The organism is Pseudomonas sp. D5(2026) (assembly GCF_057766845.1).
This window is the reverse complement of sequence record NZ_CM173421.1, coordinates 2448790-2471014: the sequence shown is the minus strand read 5'-3', so window position 1 is coordinate 2471014 and position 22225 is coordinate 2448790. Positions and strand designations below refer to the sequence as shown.

Sequence of the window (22225 nt, the reverse complement as noted above, 5' to 3'; positions counted from 1 at the left end):
GGCCAGGTGTTGCAACCGTCCTGGCTGCAACACCTGGCCACCTTGGGCTTGATGACTCAGCTGAACTTGCCGCTGATGTAATCGCTGGTCAGCTGCTCGCGCGGGTTCTGGAAAATCTGCGCGGTTGCGCCCATCTCGACAAGATAGCCGGTGCGGGTGCCCTGGGAAATGTCGACCGAGAAGAACGCGGTGGTGTCGGCCACACGAATCGCCTGCTGCATGTTATGGGTCACCAGCGCGATGGTGTAGTCCTTCTTCAGCTCGACCATCAGCTCTTCCACGCGGCGGGTGGCGATCGGGTCGAGTGCCGAGCAGGGCTCGTCCAGCAACAGCACTTCCGGCTCGGTGGCGATGGCACGGGCGATGCACAGGCGCTGCTGCTGGCCACCGGACAGTGACAGCCCGCTGACCTTGAGCTTGTCCTTCACTTCGTCCCACAGCGCGGCGCCTTGCAAGGCGTGCTTCACGCGATCGCCCAGGTCGCCTTTGTAGCGGTTCAGGCGCAGGCCGAAGGCCACATTGTCGAAGATGCTCATCGAGAACGGGTTGGGCTGCTGGAACACCATGCCGATATAGCGGCGCACCACAACAGGGTCGACGCCCTTGCCGTAGACATCCTGCCCAAGAAAGTGCACATGGCCTTCGAAGCGGAAGCCCTTAACCAGGTCATTCATACGGTTCAAGCTACGCAGCACGGTACTTTTGCCACAGCCCGAAGGGCCGATAAAACCGGTGATCTCGTTTTTCCTGATCGGCACATGGCTGTCACGCACGGCCATGAAGTTACCGTAGAAAATCTTGTCGAGCTTGCAGTCCATGACAATGGGGGCTTCGCTGACCATGGGAGCGGCTCTTTGCGCAGTGGATACGTTCAAGTTGGATGCTCCCTTTCTCAATACTTGGGCTTGCCGAAGACTCGGCTCAAAATGTTGATGACCAGCACGATCATGACCAGCACCAGCGAGGCCGCCCAGGCGAGCTCGAGCTGGTTGTCGAACGGCATGCCGGAGAAGTTGTAGATCAGTACCGCAAGCGAGGCTGTGGGGTTCATCACCGCCAGGTCGCCGTCGTGGTAGATCCAGTAGTTGCTGAACAACGCGGTGAACAGCAGTGGCGCGGTTTCGCCAGCGGCGCGAGCTACGGCCAGCATCACCCCGGTAAGGATGGCCGGCAGGCCGGTGGGCAGGACGATCTTCCAGATCACCTGGGCACGGGTGCAGCCCATGCCATAGGCAGCGTCCTTCATGATCTTGGGCACCATCTTCATCGACTCTTCGGCCGTCAGCACCACGATCGGCAGCATCAGCACCGCCAGGGCCACGCCGCCTGCCGGTGCCGAGTAGGTACCGGTGGTCATCACCACCAGGGCGTAGGCAAACACACCGGCCAGGATCGATGGCAGGCCAGTGAGCATCTTGGCGGCAAAGCGCGCAGCATTGGCCAGCTTGCTGTCGGGGCCGAGCTCGGCCAGGAACACCGCTGCCAGGATACCGACCGGCACAGCGATGGCGGCGGCAATGCCGACCATGACGAAGGTACCGGCCATGGCGTTACCGAAACCACCGCCCATCTCGAAGCCGGTCGGTGGCAGCTCGGTGAACACTTCCAGGTTAAGGCGTGCCCCGCCGCGAGTGATCAGCATGTACAGCACGGAAATCAGCGGCACGCTGGCCACCAGTGCCGCAAACCACGCCAGGGTGGTCAGTACCAGGCTGCGCAGGGCGCGGCCTTCCAGCTTGCGCTGCAGGCTGGGCAACGCGGCTACAGGGGTCGTCAGGTCAGTCATTGTTTGTTACCACGCTGGGCGTAGAGCATGATCATCGAGCCGAGGACGTTCACCAGCAGGGTGATGAACATCAGTACCAGTGCGGCGTACATCAGCACTTCGACCTCGTTCGGGCCGGCTTCCGGGAAGTTCAGCGCCAACAGCGCCGCCAGGGTGTTAGCCGGTGCGAACAAGGACAGGGAAATGGTGTTGGCGTTGCCGACCAGCATGGCCAGCGCCATGGTTTCACCGAGTGCACGGCCAAGGCCCAGCACCAGCGAACCGAAGATGCCGGTCGCCGCCGAGGGCACCATCACCTTGAGGATGGCTTCCCAGTGGGTGGTACCCATACCGTAGGCAGCCTGCTTGGTTTTCATCGGTACACTGGTCAGCGCATCCTGGGAAACCGCAGCGATGGTCGGCAGGATCATGATCGCCAGTACCAGCGCCGCAGGCAGCAGGCCTGGGCCACTGAGGGAGGTGCCGAAAAACGGGATCCAGCCCAGCTCGCTGTTCAGCCAGGCGGTCAGCGGGCGAATCGCCGGGATGACCACATAGATGCCCCACAGGCCGTACACCACGCTGGGGATGGCGGCGAGCAGCTCGACGATGGTGCGAAACACCGCGGCAAGCTTGGCCGGAAGGAAATCCTGGGTCAGGAAAATGGCCATGCTGACGCCGAAGAAACCGGCGATCAACAGGGCGATCAAGGCGCTGTAAAGCGTACCCCAGATCGCTGGCAGAATACCGTACTTGCCTTGGTTAACGTCCCAGACGCTGCCGAACAACACGTCAAAACCGTGCTTTTCAATCCCAGGCAGTGCCTTGCGGCCGACTTCGTAGACCAGCGCGAAGACCAGCGCCAGCACCAGCACCACGCCAATGCGCGCAAGCGCACGGAAGGTGCGATCGACCAGAAAGTCTTTCGCAGACGGTGGCTGGCACGCGGAGTCGGGGTTATCCGGTATGGCAAAAGGAGTGTTCATTGGCGAGTTCCGGGACAAGGGACAAACACCCCCGGCATGGCTTCATGCCGATACCGGGAGCGCCTGGGTATTACTGGATGTTGGCGGACGCTTTACGCACCTGGTCGACTACCGACGGCGGCAGCGGGATGTAACCCATCGAGTCGGCGATGGTCTGGCCTTTGGTCAGGCTGTACTCGACCATTTCACGCATGGCCTTGGCTTTTTCCGGGTTGCCGTTGTCCTTGCGGAAAATCATCCAGGTATAGGAAGTGATCGGGTAGGACTTGGCACCGTCCGGGTCAGGCAGCCAGGCCACCAGGTTTTCCGGCATTTTCACCGCAGCCAGTGCTTCGGCACCGCTCTCGGCATTCGGCACGACGTATTGGCCAGCCTTGTTCTGCAACATGGCGAAGTCGACCTTGGCCAGCTTGGCGAAGCCGTACTCGATGTAGCCGATAGCGCCCGGGGTCTGGCGGACGGTGGCGGTTACGCCGTCGTTCTTCGGCGACTTGATGAACTTGTCGGTGGCCGGCCAGTTGACGGTGTTGCCTTCGCCCAGCCCTTGCTTGAAGTCAGCGTTGATGGCCGACAGGTGCTTGGTGAAGACGGCAGTGGTGCCGCTGGAGTCGGCACGCACGACCACGGTGATCGGGGTGGCAGGCAGCTTCAGGTCAGGGTTGGCCGCCGCGATTTGCGGGTCGTTCCACTGGGTGATCTTGCCGAGGAAGATATTGGAGTAGACGTCGCGCGGCAGCTTCAGCCCTTTAGGGTTACCCGGCAGGTTGTAAGCCAGGACGATTTCACCGGCGGTCATTGGCAGCAACTGCACGCCTTCGCCAACCTTGGCAATGTCTGCTTCGCTCATAGCCGAGTCACTGGCGGCGAAGTCGACAGTCTTGTTCAGGAAGTCCTGAACGCCCGCACCGCTGCCCTTGGACTGGTAATCGACGGTGACGCCAGCCGTGTTCTTGCTGAAGTCCTTGAACCAGGTCAGGTAGATCGGTGCAGGGAAGCTGGCGCCCGAACCGGTCAAGCGGACGTTTTCTGCAGCAAAGGCTGCCGAGGTGGCGCAAAGGGAAACCGCAACGGCGAGTGCAGCAGACTTCATCAGGCGTTTCATCAAAAAAGTGCTCCGTGTGATGGCCAGCACACTTTGCATCAGCTGTGTTACAACTTTGTGACTGTTGAATGGCAAGCCGCGCGGTAGAGCTTTTTGCCTGTGCCATCAGCCGCTGAGCCGGGACCCTGAAACGGTTCCAGCCTCATCGCAAACGCTTGAATGTGGCGATAGACCCTGCAAAGCAGCACCAGAAACAAGAACGGGCCACAGCAGGCGATCAACCAATACTGGCGAGATCTGCATCACCGGCATCCCCACAGCGGTTGCGGCATGCACATTCGAACTCGGCTTGGGCACGGGTGGAAAAGTTCAGGCTCAGACGCATCTTGTCTTGCGTGTCATAGAGGTCGTACCCCTCCGCCAGTGCGGCAGGAAAGCCAAGCCGTCGAGGATAAGCCTCTTTCTTGGGTGGCACTGCGGGAACCACAACGAAGCGTGTCTGCATGATCATCCCCTTCGGCAGTGCTTAAGTATTAGTACTGCTATGTGAAAGCATCAAGATGACTCATGCAATATTTTGGGTCAGCCGACTATTTTCGCTGCGATGAGTGAGCAGAAGCCCAGCAGGCAAATGACCCCGATGCCATAGAACAACGTTCTCCATGGCTGCAGGCCCCGCAGATAGGCCAGCGTATGCAGGACCCTGGCAACCGTGAACACCGTACTCAGCCACAGCACCGGTTGCGTGGCTGCTTCCAACGCGACAGCCAGCCCGCCGAGGGCAAAGAATATGGGAATGTTCTCCAGATCATTGGCCCATACCTTGGCAGCACGTGTCACCTGCGGGCGTTCAACGGCCTGGGCGACGCGCCTGAACACGGCAGCGTCCTCCGGGTTGGTGAACGCGACGAAGCGCAAGCGGTGATAGCCCTGATAGCAGGAAACCAGGAACATCTTGAGGAACAGCACCACCACGCACAGCGCATAGACCTGCAGAGCACCGCTCATGGCTGGCGCCCCTCGGCAACGCCTCTGGTTACCAGGTACAGCAACGGCCCCAGCGAAACGAACATGACGGTCAGCATCAGGTAAGGCAGCACCGCGATCCCGGCTCTGCCGCGCACGCGGTTGTCTCTCATCATCCAGCAACCGGCCAGCCCGGCCATCAGGTACAGGTCGATGACCACCTGGGCGGTGTCCGGCCGCGCCAGCAGTGCCAACCCGAATGCCAGCAGCGATTGCTCGGCAATCAGCAGCGTCCAGCCGGTGTACAGCGAAAACAGCACCAGTACCGCCAGCGCGCAGATACGCAAGCCCATATGGCTCTCCTTGATAGGGTTTGCCGGCACAGTAGTGATAGGGTTGCTTGCACTCAATGACCCGTGAGGTCATGGACATTGCACTCAAGGACGATCAGGGCAACGTATGATCATCGCCCACTGCCTTTGCTCAATCCAGAAGGCTGCCCAAATTACCGGGCTACTTGAAACCTTCCCTAGGCACTGTATGAAAAGTAATGTCGTAGACACCGCCGCCAGCAAGCCAGCGAGACCATCGCAGCGAAGCTTTCCGCCAGCTTGCAATAGCGTGTACCCAGACGGCGGTGCTCCTTCAATCAACCCAATAGACGTTCGATAGAATTGCGTTGCCGATACTTGGGCCTGTCAAACAGCCGCGGCAAACCCGGCTTCGGCATACGTTTCATGTCACGTAGCGGAATCACCGGTTGCATCCGATAGCGGTCGCAGCATTGCCGCAAGGATTCTGCGTCATACCCTTTGTCGGCCAAGAGCAAACGGCAACGATTGTGTGGCCGGCCTCGACTCGAAGGGATGTGGACACCGTCCAGCAGTCGTTGAGCATGGGAGATGTCGCTGGCGTTTCCGCCTGAGAGCGTGAAGTGGAGTGGGATGCCACGAGCGTCACTGACCATGTGAATTTTCGTCGCCAACCCGCCCCGGCTTCGTCCAAGTGCGTGGTCCGTTGGTTCTTCGCCCCCCTTTTTTGCCTGCGCCTGAAGAGGCACGGGTGGCTCTCACGGCGGTTGAGTCGATGCACCAAGTGTTCAAGTCAATCAGGCCCTGCGCATTGAGCTTGAGGTGTAACCGCGTGAGCATCTTGTTGAAAATTCCTTGATTTCGCCAGTCTCGAAATCGTTGATAGACCGTCGACCAAGGCCCGAATCGTTCTGGCATGTCCCGCCAGGTTGCACCGGAGCACAGCACCCATAAAACGCCGTTGAGCATCAAGCGATCATCGACTCTTGGGCGTCCTGTACGTCGATGTGCGGTGAAGAGGTCCGCGACTATTTCCCATTCTGCATCGGAAAGTTCGTATCGCTTGGACATGGCAGAATCCTTCGCCTAAAAAGCGAGAAATCTACGGAAAATCGGCTTCCAGAGACTCCAGTGAGGTTTCAAAGGTCTTCATACAGAACCTAAGCTTACACAAGGTTCCACTGCCCCTCAAAATGGCGCCTCGTTAGGCCTAAGAAGCACTACAGAATCTCTTATACCTGACCGGACTGCAATTAAATGATATGCAGGCTCCCTGATGACAATTTCTAAATTTCTACGCATCTCTGCGACGCCCTCACGCACTCTAATCGAATAGTCTCGCCCTAATTTGAGGCGACTGGCGTATTTGATATAAACTCCGTATAACTCTGGTGTTTTCCCGCGCATCCAAAGACTTCGAGCGTACATAAAAGGGTGGTACGGATCAGGAGCAAGATAGAATCCCTTTCCAAACAGTTGAGCATGGCTGGAACCTTGAAACGCTGGATCAAGCCCTGACATCAAGCTGGGGCCATGCTCCTTCGAACTTCCGTGAGCTCCAAGATAATCCCAGTCACTGATGTCCTCCACACCAGGCGCACTAGAAGCAAGCGACGGTGCGGAGGCAGACCTCGCTCTCGTTTCTCGGGTATATATTTTGGTCTGGCTTGTAGTAACCGCGTTGAATAACCGACCCGCCCCTTTCGCTTCCTTAATGAAGCCAGCTTTTAGGCCAGCCCACCTGAAGAATCGAGATAAAAATGTTGGCACTGGAAAACGCCCGCTCGGGTCTCGTAAATTTATTGGATCCCCAAGGCAATAACAATAAGAATTAGTCCCACCCCGCCCGAACGGACTCATACTGTCTGGGGAGTTGAAACGCATTAAGACAGGATTGAGCCCTCGATGGCCATTACCCAACAGATAGTGCCCAGTTACTGGATCTTCTCGCTCGCCATTAAATGCAATTAACTGTGAACATCCCGAGCAGTATCCATAAGGTGTATAGCTGAGAGCCCGCCACAACTGGCATTGACTTTCATCCATGCTATTTTTAATTTTTCGTGCCATCAGCGTGCACCTCAAAGCTGCCTTTAGGGAAACTCCGAACAAGTCGCTCATCAGTCGAAAATGGGCAGCTTAGGGATGCCGAAAAGCCCGATTTTCAGTCGCTGATTATTGGATAACCAAGGCAAAGCCTTGGTTATCTGGACTCACGGGCGCACCTCTCCCGCAGCAGGCAATAATTGCCGGCGCACCATCCACAGATTCGACAGGGCAAACAGCGTGGTCAGTTGCGCCGTGTTCTTGGCCAAGCCACGAAAACGAGTCTTCACATAGCCGAACTGGCGTTTGACCACCCGGAACGGGTGCTCCACCTTCGCACGCACTTGCGCCTTGGCCTTTTCGATCTTGCGCTTGGCTTGGTAGAGCACGCTGCGTTTGCTCAAGTGCTTGTAGGTGCTGCGGCGGGCAGCGACCTGCCATATCACCTGCCGTCCCTCGTGTTCTGGCCGCTTTTCCAAGCCTGTGTAACCCGCATCCGCACACACGACATTCTCTTCGCCATGCAATAGCTGAGCGACCTCCGTCACGTCAGCTACGTTCGCGGCGGTACCATGAACGTGATGCACCAGACCCGATTCAGCATCCGCGCCGATGTGGGCCTTCATGCCGAAATAGTACTGGTTGCCCTTCTTCGTTTGATGCATTTCAGGATCGCGCTTGCCTTCCTTGTTCTTGGTCGAACTGGGCGCGTGGATGATGGTAGCGTCGACAATGGTGCCCTGGCGCAACGACAGGCCCTTGTCTTGCAGGTAATTGTTGATGGTTTCCAGAATGCCGGCCGCCAACTGATGCTTCTCCAGCAGGTGCCGGAAGTTCATGATCGTCGTGTCTTCGGGGATCGGAGCGCTGAGCGTCAGACGAGCGAACTGGCGCATCGAAGTGATCTCGTACAGCGCCTCTTCCATGGCGGGATCGCTCAAAGAGAACCAATTCTGCAGCAGGTGAATGCGCAGCATGGTTTCCAGAGGATAAGGCTTGCGGCCACCGCCAGCCTTTGGGTAGTGAGGCTCGATCAACGCCACCAGTCCACTCCACGGAACCACCTGTTCCATCTCGGCCAGGAAACGCTCGCGACGGGTTTGCTTGCGCTTACCGGCGTACTCGAAATCGGAAAAGCTCATCTGGCTCATGGGATGGCGGACTTGTAGAAGGCAGTTGGACGGAGGGCTATTTCAGCACAGGTCAGATGGGCTGTGCTGACTTGATCGGAGAATCCCTATGCGTGTAACGCTTATATAGCCAACGGAGGAAGAAGAGGACAGGATCAGGAGCACCAAGCACCATGATCTATTCGGTGGACCGTTATCTGGTAGAAATCCGAGCCCCATTGAAATCTACCCATTAAATCCAGCATCATTTCAGAAGTCCCCTAGTAGCAGATCTATCAGTTTCTCCTGAGCGACACCCAGGTGGAGATCAACAAACATTATTTGAAAAATTGTGCTTATTTGTTGAACAAGACGGGGGTCCGTCGGAAATTCATACCTGCAATGATAGCGCTGAAGATAAGTATTCCGATCGCGGAAAACATGACCCAGCGAACAACCTGCTTCCAATCGCCAGACCTCCAACAAAGAGGCGTTGGCGCCCCACCCTGTCACCGAGGATGCCCGCACCCAATAGCAAGCCAGCGACGATCGATGGATACATGTTGACGATCAAAAACTTGTCGGTAGTGGATGTATCGAGATGCATGGGTGAGGGTCAGAAGCGCGATCTAGAGAACGGCCATACCGATCGCGACCAACAGCAGCGCAAAAGACAGCACGAATAGTACTAGCCAGCGCCGAGGGTTGTTAGCCAGGAAGTTCTCCTTGCCACCAACACCCGACATCCATGTCGTCATTTCCTCAAGCACATCCAAGGCTAGCTGAGTAGTATCCCATTGCAAAAAACAACGAGACAATCTGTTAATTCATGTTGCACAGCATCAGGAAATCCCGCAGAAGGCGAGTTTGATCGAAAAAACAGCTGAGGGAAACGCCTCTCTTCAAACAGTTATTCAAGCGACATCAACGTATTTCATATACACTCACTCCGACCTTCAACTCCTGGATTAACTTAGTTGAGCGCATTTTTCGGGATATCACTGTTTACCCACGCGACGGCAGCCTCAGTTCGACATGCGAATTGGCCGGTTCCATTAATACATTTTTAGCGCTGCACAACGCTCAGCCCTACCGGTATGTATGGCGCGCAAAAGGCGAAACATCTTGCGCAAGATCCAGAAAGGGGACTGACGAGCCTTCCGATCACGCCTAGGCAGCACTCGCGGCGGCCTGACAACCACCAACACAAACGCCGCGCAAATTGATAGGGTTGCTTGTACTCAAGGACGATCAGGGCAACGCATGAATCATCATCTGTTCCATCGCAGCACCCCTGCCCCACACATCTCAGCGGGCCAGCATCTTCGCGAACTGCGCCGTCAGGCCAAACTCAGCCAGCTGGAACTGGCGCTGCTGACGGGACTGTCGCAGCGTCATCTGAGCTGTGTGGAAACAGGACGCGCCAAAGCCAGCCCAGGCACCTTGCATGCCCTCCTGTCGGCCCTGGATGCACCGCTGGAGCGGTGCAACGAAGTGTTCGTTGCTGCAGGATACGCGCCCCGCTACGCCGCCACACCACTCGATGCGCCTGAACTGGCCTTGGTGAATACTGCCATCGAGCATATTCTGCAGGTGAACAACCCCGCTCCGGCGATCGTCATCGACAGCAACTGGGACGTCATCGCCGCCAATGCCAGTACCGGCCTGCTGCTGGCGATGGCCGGTGTCAGCGCACAGCCGGCGACCGGCCTCAACCTGCTGCAGACACTGCTGTGCCCCGGTGGTCTGGGTGATCATATGGCCAACGCGCCGGAAATCCGCGCTGCTGCCTGGCACCGCGCATCCAGGGAGGCCGCAGGCAATCCGGCACTGGCAGCGCGCTTGCGCGACTTGCCGCCCCCGGCAAGCCCGTGCCAGATGGCAACAGCCACCCCTTTGCTGCTGACCCGCGTGAACACCCCGTATGGCGAGCTGAGGTTCCTGTCCACGTTCACCACCTTCGGCATGCCGCTGGATGTCACCGTGCAGTCACTGCGCATCGAACACCTGATCCCCGCCGACGCACAGACCCGGCAAAGCATGCAGGCAGCGTTCGAGCAGTGGTCGGCCGTTACTGCCTGAACGTCAGGGTCTGGCTGCGCCCGGTTGCGTGCTGTTGCCGGCATGATCCGCCGCCGCACCTACACGTCATTGACCCAAATCAAGCCCTCGCGCCGAGTTCGCGCGACGATGGCTGCACGCAAGGAATGACTCAAGCACCGCCAGGCGCACAGTGCTCAAGGTTTACCGCTTGATCGCTGTGCGCGGCCTTGGCCAAGGAGCCCCACATGAACCCGCTGAAACACATACTGGTTGCCACCGACCTTTCCCCACATGCCCGCAACGCCGCTGAGCGCGCTGCCTACCTGAGCGATGCGCAACAGGCCTCGCTGGACCTGCTCTACGTTGCCAACCCGGCACCCTTCGAGCGCCTCAAACAGTTGGTGACGCCTGATGACGATCTGTTGAAACGCGTACTGGATTGCGCAGGCGAGAAAACCCACGCACTGGCAGCACTGCTGTTCCAGCGTTACGGTATCTCCGCTGGCGTGCAGGTCGCCGGCGGCTCGGTGATCACGGAGATCAACCGGGTGGTGCAGGACAAGCACAGCGACCTGCTGGTGTGTGGGGCCAGGGGCCAGAGCGTGGCGCGGCGCCTGCTGCTGGGTTCAACCGTGCAGAAAATGCTCAACCACATGCCCTGCCCTTTGCTCGTGGTCAAGCCGGCCCCTCGTGATGCCTACCGCACTGTGCTGGTGCCAGTCGATTTTTCGCCCGTTTCACTGCGCACCCTCAAACTGGCCAAGGCCATTGCCCCGCAAGCGGAGATCATTCTGCTGCATGTGTACGAAGCCCCGTTTGAAGCCAGCGTGCGCTTCGCCCATATCGACCACGGCACCCTCACCCACTACCGCAATGTCATTCGCAAGGATGCAGAAGCACAACTCGCGGCGTTGAGTGAGGCTGCCGGCATGGCCGATGCACGGCAGGTCCTGGTGCACGGTAACCCGGGCTGGTGCATTGTCGAGCAGGAGCAGGAGCTGGAGTGCGACCTGATTGTGGTCGGCAAGCAGGGAGCAAGCGCGCTGGAGGAGCTGCTGGTCGGCAGCGTCACCAAGCATGTGCTGAACGAATCACTGTGTGATGTGCTGGTGGCACCATAGGCGGCATAAGCACGCTGCACTGCCGCCTGTTGCACCTGTCCGGGTCAAGCACAAGCGCCCTTGGCTAGCCTGACGGCGAACGGGTTAGGGAATAAAGCCCCCGCCCATAGCATTCGCAAGCGGGACGCCATTGCTCAGAGCAGCCGCTCTACGCAAGACGTTTCATCGATTGCGCTGATGATTACTATCGAGCGGCCTGCCTGTCGGCCAGGCAAGGCCGTCTCTACAATCGCCTGCAAATCCCCCCGCTCTTGCGCCTGCTACAGGCGAGATCCCTCATGGAACCTAACCCATGCCAAGCAACAGCCAGGCCCCTCGCGGCCTTCCCGAACACAATCAACAGAGTGTCACCCAGCAATGGCTGGCAATCCTCTCGGTAGCCGTGGGTGCGTTCGCCCTGGTCACCAGTGAGTTCCTCCCGGTGGGGGTGCTAAACGATGTGGCCAGCGACCTTGGCATCAGTGCAGGCCTTGCCGGCCTGATGGTGACCTTGCCCGGCATCATGGCTGCATTGGCCGCCCCATTGATTTCCGTAGGCGTGGGCGCGCTGGACCGGCGCTACCTGCTGATCGGCCTGACGCTGATCATGATCATTGCCAACGCCATCGTGGCCTACGCCGGCGACTTCAGCCTGCTGTTGGCCGGCCGTGTGCTACTGGGTATCAGTATTGGCGGCTTCTGGGCCACAGCCATCGCCCTCAGCGGCCGCCTGGCACCTGAAGGGATGGGCGTAGCCAAAGCCAACTCCATCATCATGGCGGGCGTAACCCTGGCGACGGTAGTGGGCGTGCCTGTGGGCACCTGGCTGAGTGGCCTGATGGGCTGGCGCATGACGTTCCTGGTCACTGCACTGGTAGGCGTACCGGTGCTGCTGGCACAGGTATTCCTGCTGCCGCGGCTGATGCCGGAAAAGGCCATCCGCATTCGCGACCTGCCGGCGTTGTTCATCAACCCGCAAGCACGGGTCGGCTTGATCGCCGTATTGCTGATCGGCCTGGCACACTTTGCTGCGTACACCTATGTCGCACCGTTTTTCAAACAGAATGCCGGCTTTGACGGGCCTACGATCGGTTCATTATTGCTGTTGTATGGCGTGGCCGGCTTCATGGGTAACATCTTCGCCGGCTTTGCTGCCAACCGCAGCGTGCGGCATACGCTGATGCTGGTCGCGCTCATGATCGCAGTCAGCACCGCCCTGTTCCCGCACTTCGCCACCGGCATGACGGGTGCCGCGATGCTGATCGCACTGTGGGGCTTTGCCTTCGGTGCGTTCCCGGCTTGCGCCAATATCTGGATGTTTGTCGTGGCGCCCAAGGACGTCGAGCGTGGCATGCCACTGTTCGTGGCCATGTTCCAGGTAATCATTGCCGTGGGCTCGTTCTTCGGCGGGCAAGTCGTAGACCATATGGGCACTGCGGTACTGCTGAGCCTGGCCACGGCGCTGGTGGGCTGTGGCTTTGTCACCGTGCTGGTGCTGGGGCGCAACGTCAGCAACGATCTGGCGACGCAGCCAGGCTGAGCAGCCGCCCAGGGCGGCTGCGCAATGCTTGAGGCCGTGAAACCGAGGCGCCTGCTTCGCGGGCAAGCCCGCTCCCACAGGTACCGCACGGCCCCAGGCGCTTGCATTAGCTGCAATCGCCCCGCTCAGGCTGACGTGGTTGCCTGGCGCACATCACCTGAACCTCGGCGCCACGGGCCCTGGCCAGCAGCTCCTCGGTGTCATCCCCGCCGGGCAAGGCAAGCAACAAGTCAGGGCGGCTGTCATTGAGCATGAACAGATTGCGCAAGCGTTCGGCCTGCTTGCCGTGCAGCTGCCAGTTTGGCGGGTAACGCACCAGATCGGCGCCATGCTCGCGTGCCCAGCTTTCAATTTCCCCGCCAAGAAACTGGCTGCCACCGTGGATCAACACCCGGATCGGCCGCTGGCGCTGGACGTCGTCCAAGGCCTGCCGGCAGCGCCGGGTGTCTGCGTAATTGCGTCCTGCACAGATCAGTACTCGCATGGTCGGCTCTCCTTGAATGACTCAGAACCACTGGCCGAAACGGCGGATGTAGAGGGTCTTCATGGCCTGGGCGACCACGCAGTAGCCCAGCAGGGTAGCGACCAGCCAAGGGAAGTACTCCCACGGCAGCGGCACCAGGCCAACCATCGCGCCCACAGGAGAGAACGGGATATAGATACCCAATACCATGACCAGCCCTGTTGCCAATACCACCGGCAATGCAGCGGTGCTCTGGAAGAACGGCACCTTGCGAGTGCGCAGCATGTGCACTACCAGCGTCTGGGACAGCAACCCCTCGATGAACCAGCCGGACTGGAACAGCGCCTGCATTTCGACGCTGTTGGCGGCGAACACGTACCACATCAGGGCGAACGTGGTGATGTCGAAGATCGACGACGTAGGACCTATCCACAACATGAATCGGCCGATGTTGCGGGCATCCCATTTGCGTGGCTTGCTGAGGAACTCCTTGTCCATGCGGTCCCAGGGCAACGACAGCTGGGAAAAGTCGTACATCAGATTCTGTAGCAACAAGTGAATCGCCAGCATCGGCAGGAACGGAATGAACGCACTGGCCACCAGGACCGAGAACACGTTGCCGAAGTTGGAGCTGGCAGTCATGCACAGGTACTTCATGATGTTGCCGAAGGTTTCGCGGCCTTTGAGCACGCCCTCCTCAAGCACCATCAGGCTCTTTTCCAGCAAAATGATGTCGGCCGATTCCTTGGCGATGTCGGTGCCGCTGTCCACCGAGATACCGACGTCAGCATCGCGCAGGGCGGCGGCGTCGTTGATGCCGTCGCCAAGGAAGCCCACGGTGTGACCATTGGCCTGCAGGGCCTTGAGCACCCGTGATTTCTGCAGCGGGGTGAGCTTGGCGAAGACGGTGCGCTCCTCCACCTGAAGCTTCAGGGTGGTGTCGTCCATGCCCTCGTTGTCCTGGCCGAGCAAGGGCTGGCCTGGCGCCAGGCCCACTTCACGGCAGACCTTGGACGTGACCACCGGGTTGTCGCCGGTCAGTACCTTTACCTGCACGCCCATGTCGCGCAAGACGGCGATGGCCGGGCCGGCAGTTTCCTTGGGGGGGTCGAGGAAGGTCAGCAAGCCCTGGATGACCAGATCGCGCTCATCTTCGGTGTGATACTGCGCCTTGCCTTCGGCCGCCGGGATCTCCCGGGTGGCAACCACCAGCACGCGGAAGCCGTCCTGGTTGAAGGCATCGACCCTGGCCATCAGCTGCTGGCGACGGCACGGATCAAGGGCAACGACCTTGTCGCCTTTCTGCACATGGGTGGCGATGGCGAGCATCTCCTCGACCGCCCCTTTGCTTACCAGCAGGTGATCGCCCAAGGCATTCTTCACCACCACTGACAGGCGGCGGCGGATGAAGTCGAACGGCAGTTCGTCGACCTTTGCGTAGGCGTAAGGCGCCTGGAACTGGTGGTCCTGGCGGGCGAAATGCAGCACGGCCTGGTCCATCAGGTTGCGGATGCCGCTTTGGTGATGGCTGTTGAGCCAGGCCAGTTCGAGGATGTGCTTGTCGGTTTGGCCGTCGAAGCGCACATGGTGCTCGAGGATGATCCGATCCTGGGTGAGCGTACCGGTCTTGTCGGTGCACAGCACATCCATGGAGCCGAGGTTCTGGATGGCGTTCAGGCGTTTGACCACCACCTTGCGCCGGGCCATGGCCACGGCGCCCTTGGCCAGGTTGGCGCTGACGATCATCGGCAGCATTTCCGGGGTCAGCCCCACTGCCACGGCAAGCGCGAAGAGGAAGGCATCACCCCAGTCGCCTTTCACCACACCGTTGATCATGAACACCACCGGCACCATCACCAGCATGAAGCGGATCAACAGGCTGCTGACGCTGTTCACGCCGCGGTCAAAAGCGGTCTGGCTGCGCGAACCGGCAATGGCCTTGGCCAGCGAGCCAAAATAGGTGCGTCGGCCGGTGGCGACCACCACGGCGCGGGCGCGGCCACTGACCACATTGGTCCCCATGAAGCAGATGTTCGGCAACTCGAGCAGGTTATCCTGATGTGCGCCATGCTCGGCGGCGGACTTCTGCGCGACATTGCCCAAGGTGTCGTACTTTTCGACCGGCAACGCTTCGCCGGTGAGCACGGCCTGGCTGATAAACAGGTCACGCGCTTCGAGCAGGCGGATATCGGCGGGAATCATGTCACCTGCAGAAAGCTGCACGATGTCGCCGGCCACCAGTTCGTCCATGGGCACTTCGCGCAGGCGCGGGGCTTGCCCGATCTGCTCGCGGCGCAACACGGTGGCCGTAGTGCGCACCATTGCCTTGAGCGCGTCGGCAGCCTTGTTCGAGCGGTACTCCTGCCAGAAGCGCAGCAGGCTGCTGAGGCTGACCATGGTCATGATGATGATGACCTTGGTCAGGTCGGCGTCGTCTGCTTCGCCTGCACTGACCGGCAGCCAGTAGTCGGTGACGAAGCTGATCCCGGCCAGGGTCAGCAGTACATAGATGAACGGGTTGTGCAGGGCCTTGAACAGCTGCACCAGGGCGTGGGGTTGCGGGTCGTGGGCAACCTGGTTGGCCCCATCGCGCACCAGGCGCTTGGCGGCTTCGTGCTCGGTCAAGCCCTGTTCGCTGGCATCGAGGTTGGCGAGGGTGACCGCCAGGCCATTGCGCGCTTCACGGGCGGCGCGGGTGGACAGGCGGGTTTCGCGTTCGGCCTTGGCCGATGAGGTGTTACGGTGTTTGACAGTCATGTTGCTGTGCTCCTGCCGCTGCGGCGGCACGACACACAGACGTTTCACTCAGGCGGTGAACGAAGGCATGTCGGGTCGCTGAATAATGCTGGTTCTTTCCGACAGTTGTCTGTCCGCTGCCGAGAGTCGGAAGTTGTGTCGGCAGCGAACTTTCTACTCGCGCAATCCATGGTTTGATTCCTTTTCATAAACACAGGGCAATAGTTATCCCGCGAACTTTTAACGTGAAAAGTTCGAGCACAAATATACCGTTCAATATCTGTTATTCAGTGAGAAGTGTGGGGGCTCAAGCGTGCATGAAGACGCGCCAGCACCCCGTAACTACTTGGGGGGTGCTGGTGGTGGTCAAGGTAGCCGTGCAGACGCCGCGGCCAGGCGCGGGCCTGCCGCGGTGCAAGGCACGCAGGCTGGCGAGGTGAAACGAATGAAGTGAGGTTCATGAGCTTGCCTCCAACCGGCCAACACCGGCGGCGGCAAGTCACGGCGGAGCATCAGGCTCTGGCGCGGCTTGCCCGACCAGGGTGTCGGGACCGGTGTTCCGGTTCAAGTGCCTGACCCGGCCATTCGGCAAGGGTCAGGCAGCGACGAGATACTGTGTCCATTGAATTCTTCAGTGAAGGGAAAAAAGGCCCCGCGCTCGAGGCGGTCGAACTTGATTCAAGCGTAGTATCGAAGTCAACCCGCAAGGGGAACTTTAAATAAGTTTAACCTTATCTTAATGCTCCACGCAGGCGCAGCGCCTCAAACCTTGAACCGCCCCACCAACGCCGTCATCTCCCCCACCAGCCCCGACAACGCCTTGCTCGCCTCGCTGGTCTGCTGCGCACCCGCAGCGGAATGGTTAGACAGTTCGCGGATGTTCAGCAAGTTGCGGTCTACTTCCCGCGCCACCTGAGCCTGCTCTTCGGCCGCACTGGCAATGACCAGATTGCGCTCGTTGATTTCGCCGATCGCACTGTAGATGCCCTCCAGCACTTGCCCCGAGGCCAGGGTCACGTCCAGTGTCGACTGGGCGCGGTTGGTGCTGGCCTGCATGGAAGCCACCGCAGCCTCGGTCCCCGCCTGCACGCTGCCGATCATCTGCTCGATTTCCTGGGTCGATTGTTGCGTGCGATAGGCCAGTGTGCGCACCTCATCCGCCACCACCGCAAAGCCGCGCCCGGCCTCACCGGCACGGGCCGCCTCGATGGCAGCATTGAGCGCCAGCAGGTTGGTCTGCTCGGACACCGAGCGGATCACTTCCAGCACCTTGCCGATGTCCCGCACCTGCCCCACCAACTGCTGCAGGTGCGCACTGCTGGTCTGGATCTCGCGGGTCATGGCTTCGGTGCCGTCGATGTTTTCGCTGACTTGCCGGCGGCTTTGCGCGGCCAGCTGGTTGGATTCACTGGTGGTTTGCGAGGTGGTGATCGCGTTGCGCGCCACCTCCTCCACTGCCGTGGTCATTTCGGTCACGGCAGTCGCGGCCTGCTCCAGCTCCTGCCCCTGCTGACGCAGGTTGTTGGCGCTTTCCTCGGTGACCGCGTTCAACGCCGAGGCGGCGGCGTCCAGCTGCCGGGCACAGTTGTTGATCTGCCCAAGGGTGTCGCGCTGGCTCTGCTGCATGCGCTGCAGCTCATGGAACAGTTGGCCGATTTCGTTGTTACCCTGCCCTTGCACCGGCACGCTCAGGTCGCCACTGGCAATGCGCCGGAAATGCCCCCCGGCTTCACGCAGGGGGTGCAACACACGCTGGGCAATGAACGCCCAGCACAGCACCGCCAGCACCACGGTCATGCCCAGCAGGCACAGGCTCAGCAATTGCGCCCGGGCCAGACGCCGGTCGGACTCGAGCATGATTTGCTGGCCACGTTCGCTCAGTGTGGTCACCAGTTGCTGGCGCAGGGTTTGCAGCCGTCCCATGGCATTACCGGCATCGCTGTTGACCTTGAAATACTGCTCCAGCGAACGCTGGCGGGTCGCATCACGCTGCCCGGCCACCGCCTTGGCGTATTCGGCAAAGGTTGCCTGCAGCTCGGTTGCCAACCCGCGAAGGGCGGGTTCGCGGGCGTTTTCGACAAATTCGTCGACCAACACCTGGCTCTTGTTGTTCAGCTCCACCGAAAGCGCCATGCGCTTGCCTGCACTCTCGTCATGGCCACCCAACTGCTCGATAAAGCCCGAAGACACATTGGCGCTGGAGCGAATCGCCATCAGCAACGCATTGTTCAACCGGTCCGACTGGTGCGCAGTCTGGTCCAGTTCAGTGATCTGCTGGTCGCTACCCACGGCAGCCCACCAGGCACTGGCCGTCGAAAACAGCAGGGTCAGGCTGAACAGCGACAACACCCAGAACATTCCGGTGCGAATTTTCAGATTGGCAAGCATGCGGGCAGTACTCCTTGTTGGCACCACTTCTGATCGAAGATTCGATGGTGGGTGTGCTGCTATCGGAGGTGCTGGCGCAGGCTTGAGGCGCCGAAATACGGTTATGTGCGGTAACCGAACGGAATGCGTTGAGGCCCAGAGGCCTCGCGCCCCTTGGGGGCGTAACCCTCCTGCACAAATCCTGAGCCCACCGCGATCACTGTGGGAGCGGGCTTGCCCGCGAACACGGGCGAAGCCCGTGCCATCCCCTGTCGCGACAGAAGGCCATGCCTACAGCCACCGCGCCTTGCCAATCGCTTTCGCGGCGTCTGCCAGGCGTTGGGTCGCCTGCCGAATCTCATCCGCATCCAGCGAAGCAAACCCCAGGCGCAAGGCATTCTCGGCATGGCCAAACGGTGAAAACTGTCGCCCACTGCGCACCACCAGGTCCCGTTCCAGCGCTTTGTCGACCAACTGATCCACATTGATCTCATCGGCAAACCTCACCCACAGCGCCAGGCCACCTTCTGGCGCCTGCACGCTGATCTGTTCGCCAAACGCATCGCGCAAGCACCCCAACAAGGTTTCGCGCCGGCGCCGGTACTCGCGGTTGACCCGGCGCAAGTGCTTCTTCAGTTCGCCATCATTGATCAGGTCCGCCAACATCTGCTGCATGACTGCATCGCCCTGCCCCAGGGTCAACATCGCCCTGCGTTCCAGCACGGTTGTCACTTCCACCGGTGCCACGATATAGCTGCAACGGAACGTGCTGCCCAAAGGCTTGGACAGTGAGCCAATGTAAATCACGTGCCGCTGCTGGCGGTCGCTGGCCAACGGCAGATAAGGCCGCCCGGCAAAGTGGTATTCGTAGTCGTAATCTTCTTCGACCACGCAAAAGGCATGCTGGCGGGCCAGCTCCAGCAGCTGTTGCCTGCGCCCGGCTGGCAGGCTGACCGTGGTCGGGAACTGGTGATGGGGTGTTATGTACATCATCCGCACCTTGTGCTGCCGGCACAGGGCATCTAGCTGATCGACCCGGCACCCCTCATGGTCCAGCTCCACAGTCACCAGGCGGGCACCCAGCTGACGGAAGATCTCCCAGGCGGGGGGGTAACTCAGGCGCTCGACCAGCACAACGTCACCCGGCTTGAGCAACACACTGGCCACCAGGGACAGCGACATCTGCACCCCCTGGGTCAGGCAGATATGCTCGGCGCCAACGTTCAGGCTGCGATTGTGCCGCAGCATATCGGCCAGGGCGCTGCGCAGATTGCGGCTGCTGCACTCGCTGCCATGGCGCACGCTGTTGCTGGTGAAGCTGCTGCGCAAGGCATTGCGGTAATAACGGTGCAGTACAGCCTGTGGCAGCAGGCGGTGGTCACAGGCGCCGTTGTCGAAGAACAAGGCCCCTGGCCGCCCTTGCTGCGCTACAGCCTGTTCGTTCGCCTTGAAGTAGGCAACGGCAGGCTCCTCTGGCAGCGCCAGAGCAAAAGGCCGCACGGCACTGGGCACGGCCGCGGTGCCTGGCGCCAGTTGCTGGCTGACGAAGGTGCCCCGGCGTTGCACGCTTTGCAGCCAACCCTTGGTTTCGGCTTCCTCATAAGCAAGGATCACGGTCTTGCGATTGACGTTCAGCAGTTGCGCCATCTCCCGCGTGCCCGGCAACGGCGTGCCAGGGCGTAGGCGACCCTCGCTGATTGCGGCCACCAGCCCTTCGACGATCTGCCGGTACGAAGCTTGCGCCCCATCGAGCTTGAGCAGTGGCTGCCATTTACGAAGCTGGACCATACGAAATATCCAAAACTGGAGGTTCTGCTGGTCCTGGACTATAGCAACAATCGAACCTCCATTTGCCCCGAGGTGTTCATGCAAAGCCGCCACGTCATTGAGTTGTCGCCCTCGGGCAAAACCTTCGAAGCCAGCCAGGAGTTGCTGCTCGATGCCATGCTCGCCAGCGGCCTGCCGGTACCCTTCTCCTGCCGCCGCGGCGCCTGCGGCTCGTGCAAGGTCAAGGTGGTGTCGGGGCAGCATCAGGACAAGCAGCGGGATGCGGACACACCGCCGCCTTCCTATCCCTTGGCCGCCGACGAAATGTTGCTGTGCCAGAGCCACGCCTGCAGCGACATGCGCCTGGAAATACCCGGCTGGTCACTGGACGCCCCGGCACTGCAAACCCAGGCACAGGTCGTTGGCCAGCGCGCGATGAGCGCAGATATTGTCGAGCTGGTGCTGCAGCCTGCTCAGCCATTGGAGGTGCGGGCGGGCCAGTACATGCGGTTTCAGTTGGACAACGGTGACAGCCGCTGTTTCTCCATTGCCAACCTGCCTGCCCAGGAACAAGGGCAACTGGTGTTTCACATCCGCAAGGTCAGCGGTGGGCTGTTCACCGAAGGTTTGCTGCCCACCCTGCAAGCAGGTGCAACGGTAAAGCTCGAAGGCCCGTTGGGCGCCTGTACCTGGCAGCACGATGACCAGCGCCCGCTGATCCTTTTCGCCACCGGCACAGGTTACGCCGGCATCAAGCCGCTGCTGCTGACGGCCTTGGCCGGCGATGCCGAAGTCACGCTGTACTGGGGCGGCTCTTCGCCGGCGGATTTCTATGACCGCGAATTTCTCGATGTGTCCAGCCGTGTGCACCCGCACTTTCGCTGGCAACCGGTGCTCTCGGCCCAGGCACGTATACAACAGGTGGCGCTCAGCCAGACGCATCGCTGGGACGAAACCCAGGTATATGCCTGTGGCAATGCCACGATGATCACCCAGGCCCGCGAGCAATGCCTTGCAGCAGGGGTACAACCCCATCGCTTTGTGGCCGAGGCCTTTGTCGCCAGCGGTGCACTGACAACGCAGGCTTCATCAGCCAGCACGCTGCACCCTCAGCTGGAAAAGGTCGGCCCACGTTATTCGCTGGACGGCATGCTCGCAGCCCGCGAACAGTCGGTACGGGCCGTGGCCGCCATTGCCAGCCAACTACAGGTCGGCATGACCACCGCCCAGGCACTGGAGATGGCCGCGCATACCCTGCAGGCGATGGGCGCCTCACACACCTGGCACCCCACCTACATCCGTTTTGGTGACGATACCGTGCGTACGCCACGGCAAGGCATTGACCTTCAACGTGTGCTACGTACCACGGACATCGTCGTGGTCGACGTTGGGCCGGTATGGGATGGCTATGAAGGTGACTATGGCGATACCTTCGTGTTTGGCCAGCACGCTTTGCACCACGCCTGCGTGGAGGCACTGCATGAGGTGTTCGACGAGACCCGTCAGGCCTGGGGCCGCGGGTTGACCGGGCGTGAACTGTATGACTTCGCCGAGCGCAGTGCCCAAGCCAAAGGTTGGCAGCTGGAGCGCAACCTGGCCGGGCATCGCATCGCCGACTTCCCGCATGTGTTGTATAGCCAGGACAAGCTGGCCGAGGTGGAGATTGTCCCGAGCGAGGTGGTGTGGGTGCTGGAGATACAGCTGTGCCACCCTACCGAACCTGTCGGGGCATTCTTCGAAGACATCCTGATTGGCGAACGCAAGCCGGGCGCTGCCACGGCAGCTTGAGGCCGCAATCAACGCACACCATGCCAGAGCTGAGGTGATGACGGTAAAGGCGTCATTGTCTTCTGTACCCGCCTACCAACGCTACGGCTTCACCCTGGCAGGCAACGTGGGTGAGTTTGCCGGGCTGGTGTATCAGCCAGTGGAAAAGCGCCTGCCGGCCCAGGCCCAGAGCGTGGCTGCTCTTCAACCCGCCATC

General features: G+C 60.2%; 17 protein-coding genes and 3 pseudogenes. 6 read left to right on the top strand and 14 right to left on the bottom strand.

The genetic code is table 11. From position 1 onward, the window contains the following. Positions 1–56: 56 nt before the first annotated feature. The 10 genes and pseudogenes from pstB to AC3B5Q_RS11235 form a co-directional block, all read right to left on the bottom strand. Entirely contained in the window at positions 57–842 is a 786-nt protein-coding gene (gene pstB / locus AC3B5Q_RS11280) for a phosphate ABC transporter ATP-binding protein PstB (RefSeq protein WP_021784018.1), read from the bottom strand. Between the two features lie 50 nt (positions 843–892). Next, positions 893–1786, bottom strand: a complete 894-nt coding sequence (gene pstA / locus AC3B5Q_RS11275) for a phosphate ABC transporter permease PstA (RefSeq protein ID WP_003254119.1) — start codon at positions 1784–1786, stop codon at positions 893–895. Further along, positions 1783–2751 (bottom strand): phosphate ABC transporter permease subunit PstC, encoded by a 969-nt coding sequence (gene pstC / locus AC3B5Q_RS11270; protein WP_004574212.1) that lies wholly within the window; start codon positions 2749–2751, stop codon positions 1783–1785. Before pstC ends, pstA begins: the two co-directional genes overlap by 4 nt. Before the next feature lie 70 nt (positions 2752–2821). Continuing rightward, entirely contained in the window at positions 2822–3853 is a 1032-nt protein-coding gene (gene pstS / locus AC3B5Q_RS11265) for a phosphate ABC transporter substrate-binding protein PstS (protein WP_014591398.1), read from the bottom strand. Between the two features lie 217 nt (positions 3854–4070). Then, positions 4071–4304 carry a hypothetical protein gene (locus tag AC3B5Q_RS11260; protein ID WP_021784019.1) on the bottom strand — a complete coding sequence of 78 codons (234 nt, stop codon included), beginning with the start codon at positions 4302–4304 and terminating at the stop codon, positions 4071–4073. A gap of 71 nt (positions 4305–4375) precedes the next feature. Then, positions 4376–4801 carry an MAPEG family protein gene (locus tag AC3B5Q_RS11255; protein WP_021784020.1) on the bottom strand — a complete coding sequence of 142 codons (426 nt, stop codon included), beginning with the start codon at positions 4799–4801 and terminating at the stop codon, positions 4376–4378. Continuing rightward, positions 4798–5112, bottom strand: coding sequence for a hypothetical protein (locus AC3B5Q_RS11250; protein WP_021784021.1), 315 nt, complete (start codon positions 5110–5112; stop codon positions 4798–4800). Before AC3B5Q_RS11250 ends, AC3B5Q_RS11255 begins: the two co-directional genes overlap by 4 nt. Positions 5113–5288: 176 nt before the next feature. Further along, positions 5289–6141 (bottom strand): annotated as a pseudogene (locus AC3B5Q_RS11245) (IS5 family transposase). Positions 6142–6258: 117 nt separating this feature from the next. After that, the gene (locus AC3B5Q_RS11240; RefSeq protein ID WP_172402874.1) at positions 6259–7116 is read right to left on the bottom strand and encodes an RHS repeat-associated core domain-containing protein; all 858 of its coding nucleotides are present in this window, start codon (positions 7114–7116) and stop codon (positions 6259–6261) included. Positions 7117–7283: 167 nt separating this feature from the next. Beyond that, positions 7284–8267, bottom strand: a complete 984-nt coding sequence (locus AC3B5Q_RS11235; protein ID WP_180689090.1) for an IS5-like element IS2000 family transposase — start codon at positions 8265–8267, stop codon at positions 7284–7286. 901 nt (positions 8268–9168) lie between these two features. Between AC3B5Q_RS11235 and AC3B5Q_RS11230 the strand changes: the two are divergent. From AC3B5Q_RS11230 to AC3B5Q_RS11215, 4 genes and pseudogenes are all read left to right on the top strand, one after another. Further along, a pseudogene (locus tag AC3B5Q_RS11230) lies at positions 9169–9377 on the top strand (IS630 family transposase); the annotation flags it as partial. Positions 9378–9488: 111 nt separating this feature from the next. Beyond that, positions 9489–10307: a helix-turn-helix domain-containing protein gene (locus tag AC3B5Q_RS11225; RefSeq protein WP_021784950.1), complete on the top strand. Its 819-nt coding sequence runs from the start codon at positions 9489–9491 to the stop codon at positions 10305–10307. A 206-nt stretch (positions 10308–10513) separates the two neighbouring features. Further along, the gene (locus tag AC3B5Q_RS11220; protein ID WP_021784951.1) at positions 10514–11389 is read left to right on the top strand and encodes a universal stress protein; all 876 of its coding nucleotides are present in this window, start codon (positions 10514–10516) and stop codon (positions 11387–11389) included. A 292-nt stretch (positions 11390–11681) separates the two neighbouring features. Next, the gene (locus AC3B5Q_RS11215) at positions 11682–12908 is read left to right on the top strand and encodes an MFS transporter (RefSeq protein ID WP_021784952.1); all 1227 of its coding nucleotides are present in this window, start codon (positions 11682–11684) and stop codon (positions 12906–12908) included. A gap of 106 nt (positions 12909–13014) precedes the next feature. On the opposite strand, the gene AC3B5Q_RS11210 is transcribed toward AC3B5Q_RS11215, so the two are convergent. The 4 genes from AC3B5Q_RS11210 to pdxR all read right to left on the bottom strand — a co-directional run bounded on the left by AC3B5Q_RS11210 (position 13015) and on the right by pdxR (position 20262). Beyond that, positions 13015–13392 (bottom strand): DUF2493 domain-containing protein, encoded by a 378-nt coding sequence (locus AC3B5Q_RS11210; protein ID WP_003254146.1) that lies wholly within the window; start codon positions 13390–13392, stop codon positions 13015–13017. 21 nt (positions 13393–13413) lie between these two features. After that, on the bottom strand, positions 13414–16128 hold the full coding sequence (gene mgtA / locus AC3B5Q_RS11205) for a magnesium-translocating P-type ATPase (protein ID WP_488393087.1): 2715 nt from the start codon (positions 16126–16128) through the stop codon (positions 13414–13416). A gap of 741 nt (positions 16129–16869) precedes the next feature. Continuing rightward, a complete protein-coding gene (gene pcaY / locus AC3B5Q_RS11200) occupies positions 16870–18495 on the bottom strand; it encodes a methyl-accepting chemotaxis protein PcaY (protein ID WP_103444563.1) in 1626 nt (541 codons plus the stop codon). Between the two features lie 270 nt (positions 18496–18765). Beyond that, entirely contained in the window at positions 18766–20262 is a 1497-nt protein-coding gene (gene pdxR, locus AC3B5Q_RS11195) for a MocR-like pyridoxine biosynthesis transcription factor PdxR (RefSeq protein ID WP_028697021.1), read from the bottom strand. A gap of 78 nt (positions 20263–20340) precedes the next feature. Between pdxR and AC3B5Q_RS11190 the strand changes: the two genes are divergently transcribed. Further along, positions 20341–22029 carry an NAD(P)H dependent flavin oxidoreductase family protein gene (locus AC3B5Q_RS11190; RefSeq protein WP_274119436.1) on the top strand — a complete coding sequence of 563 codons (1689 nt, stop codon included), beginning with the start codon at positions 20341–20343 and terminating at the stop codon, positions 22027–22029. A 19-nt stretch (positions 22030–22048) separates the two neighbouring features. Beyond that, a pseudogene (locus tag AC3B5Q_RS11185) lies at positions 22049–22192 on the top strand (GNAT family N-acetyltransferase); the annotation flags it as partial. Between the last annotated feature and the right edge of the window lie 33 nt (positions 22193–22225).

Coding starts and splice junctions, on each gene's coding strand:
- AC3B5Q_RS11210 (WP_003254146.1), bottom strand. CDS start 13,392: ATGCGAGTACTGATCTGTGCAGGACGCAATTACGCAGACACCCGGCGC.
- AC3B5Q_RS11250 (WP_021784021.1), bottom strand. CDS start 5,112: ATGGGCTTGCGTATCTGCGCGCTGGCGGTACTGGTGCTGTTTTCGCTG.
- AC3B5Q_RS11260 (WP_021784019.1), bottom strand. CDS start 4,304: ATGATCATGCAGACACGCTTCGTTGTGGTTCCCGCAGTGCCACCCAAG.
- pstA (WP_003254119.1), bottom strand. CDS start 1,786: ATGACTGACCTGACGACCCCTGTAGCCGCGTTGCCCAGCCTGCAGCGC.
- AC3B5Q_RS11240 (WP_172402874.1), bottom strand. CDS start 7,116: ATGGATGAAAGTCAATGCCAGTTGTGGCGGGCTCTCAGCTATACACCT.
- pcaY (WP_103444563.1), bottom strand. CDS start 18,495: ATGCTTGCCAATCTGAAAATTCGCACCGGAATGTTCTGGGTGTTGTCG.
- AC3B5Q_RS11235 (WP_180689090.1), bottom strand. CDS start 8,267: ATGAGCCAGATGAGCTTTTCCGATTTCGAGTACGCCGGTAAGCGCAAG.
- AC3B5Q_RS11190 (WP_274119436.1), top strand. CDS start 20,341: ATGCAAAGCCGCCACGTCATTGAGTTGTCGCCCTCGGGCAAAACCTTC.
- AC3B5Q_RS11215 (WP_021784952.1), top strand. CDS start 11,682: ATGCCAAGCAACAGCCAGGCCCCTCGCGGCCTTCCCGAACACAATCAA.
- AC3B5Q_RS11220 (WP_021784951.1), top strand. CDS start 10,514: ATGAACCCGCTGAAACACATACTGGTTGCCACCGACCTTTCCCCACAT.
- pstB (WP_021784018.1), bottom strand. CDS start 842: ATGGTCAGCGAAGCCCCCATTGTCATGGACTGCAAGCTCGACAAGATT.
- mgtA (WP_488393087.1), bottom strand. CDS start 16,128: ATGACTGTCAAACACCGTAACACCTCATCGGCCAAGGCCGAACGCGAA.
- pstC (WP_004574212.1), bottom strand. CDS start 2,751: ATGAACACTCCTTTTGCCATACCGGATAACCCCGACTCCGCGTGCCAG.
- pdxR (WP_028697021.1), bottom strand. CDS start 20,262: ATGGTCCAGCTTCGTAAATGGCAGCCACTGCTCAAGCTCGATGGGGCG.
- AC3B5Q_RS11225 (WP_021784950.1), top strand. CDS start 9,489: ATGAATCATCATCTGTTCCATCGCAGCACCCCTGCCCCACACATCTCA.
- pstS (WP_014591398.1), bottom strand. CDS start 3,853: ATGAAACGCCTGATGAAGTCTGCTGCACTCGCCGTTGCGGTTTCCCTT.
- AC3B5Q_RS11255 (WP_021784020.1), bottom strand. CDS start 4,801: ATGAGCGGTGCTCTGCAGGTCTATGCGCTGTGCGTGGTGGTGCTGTTC.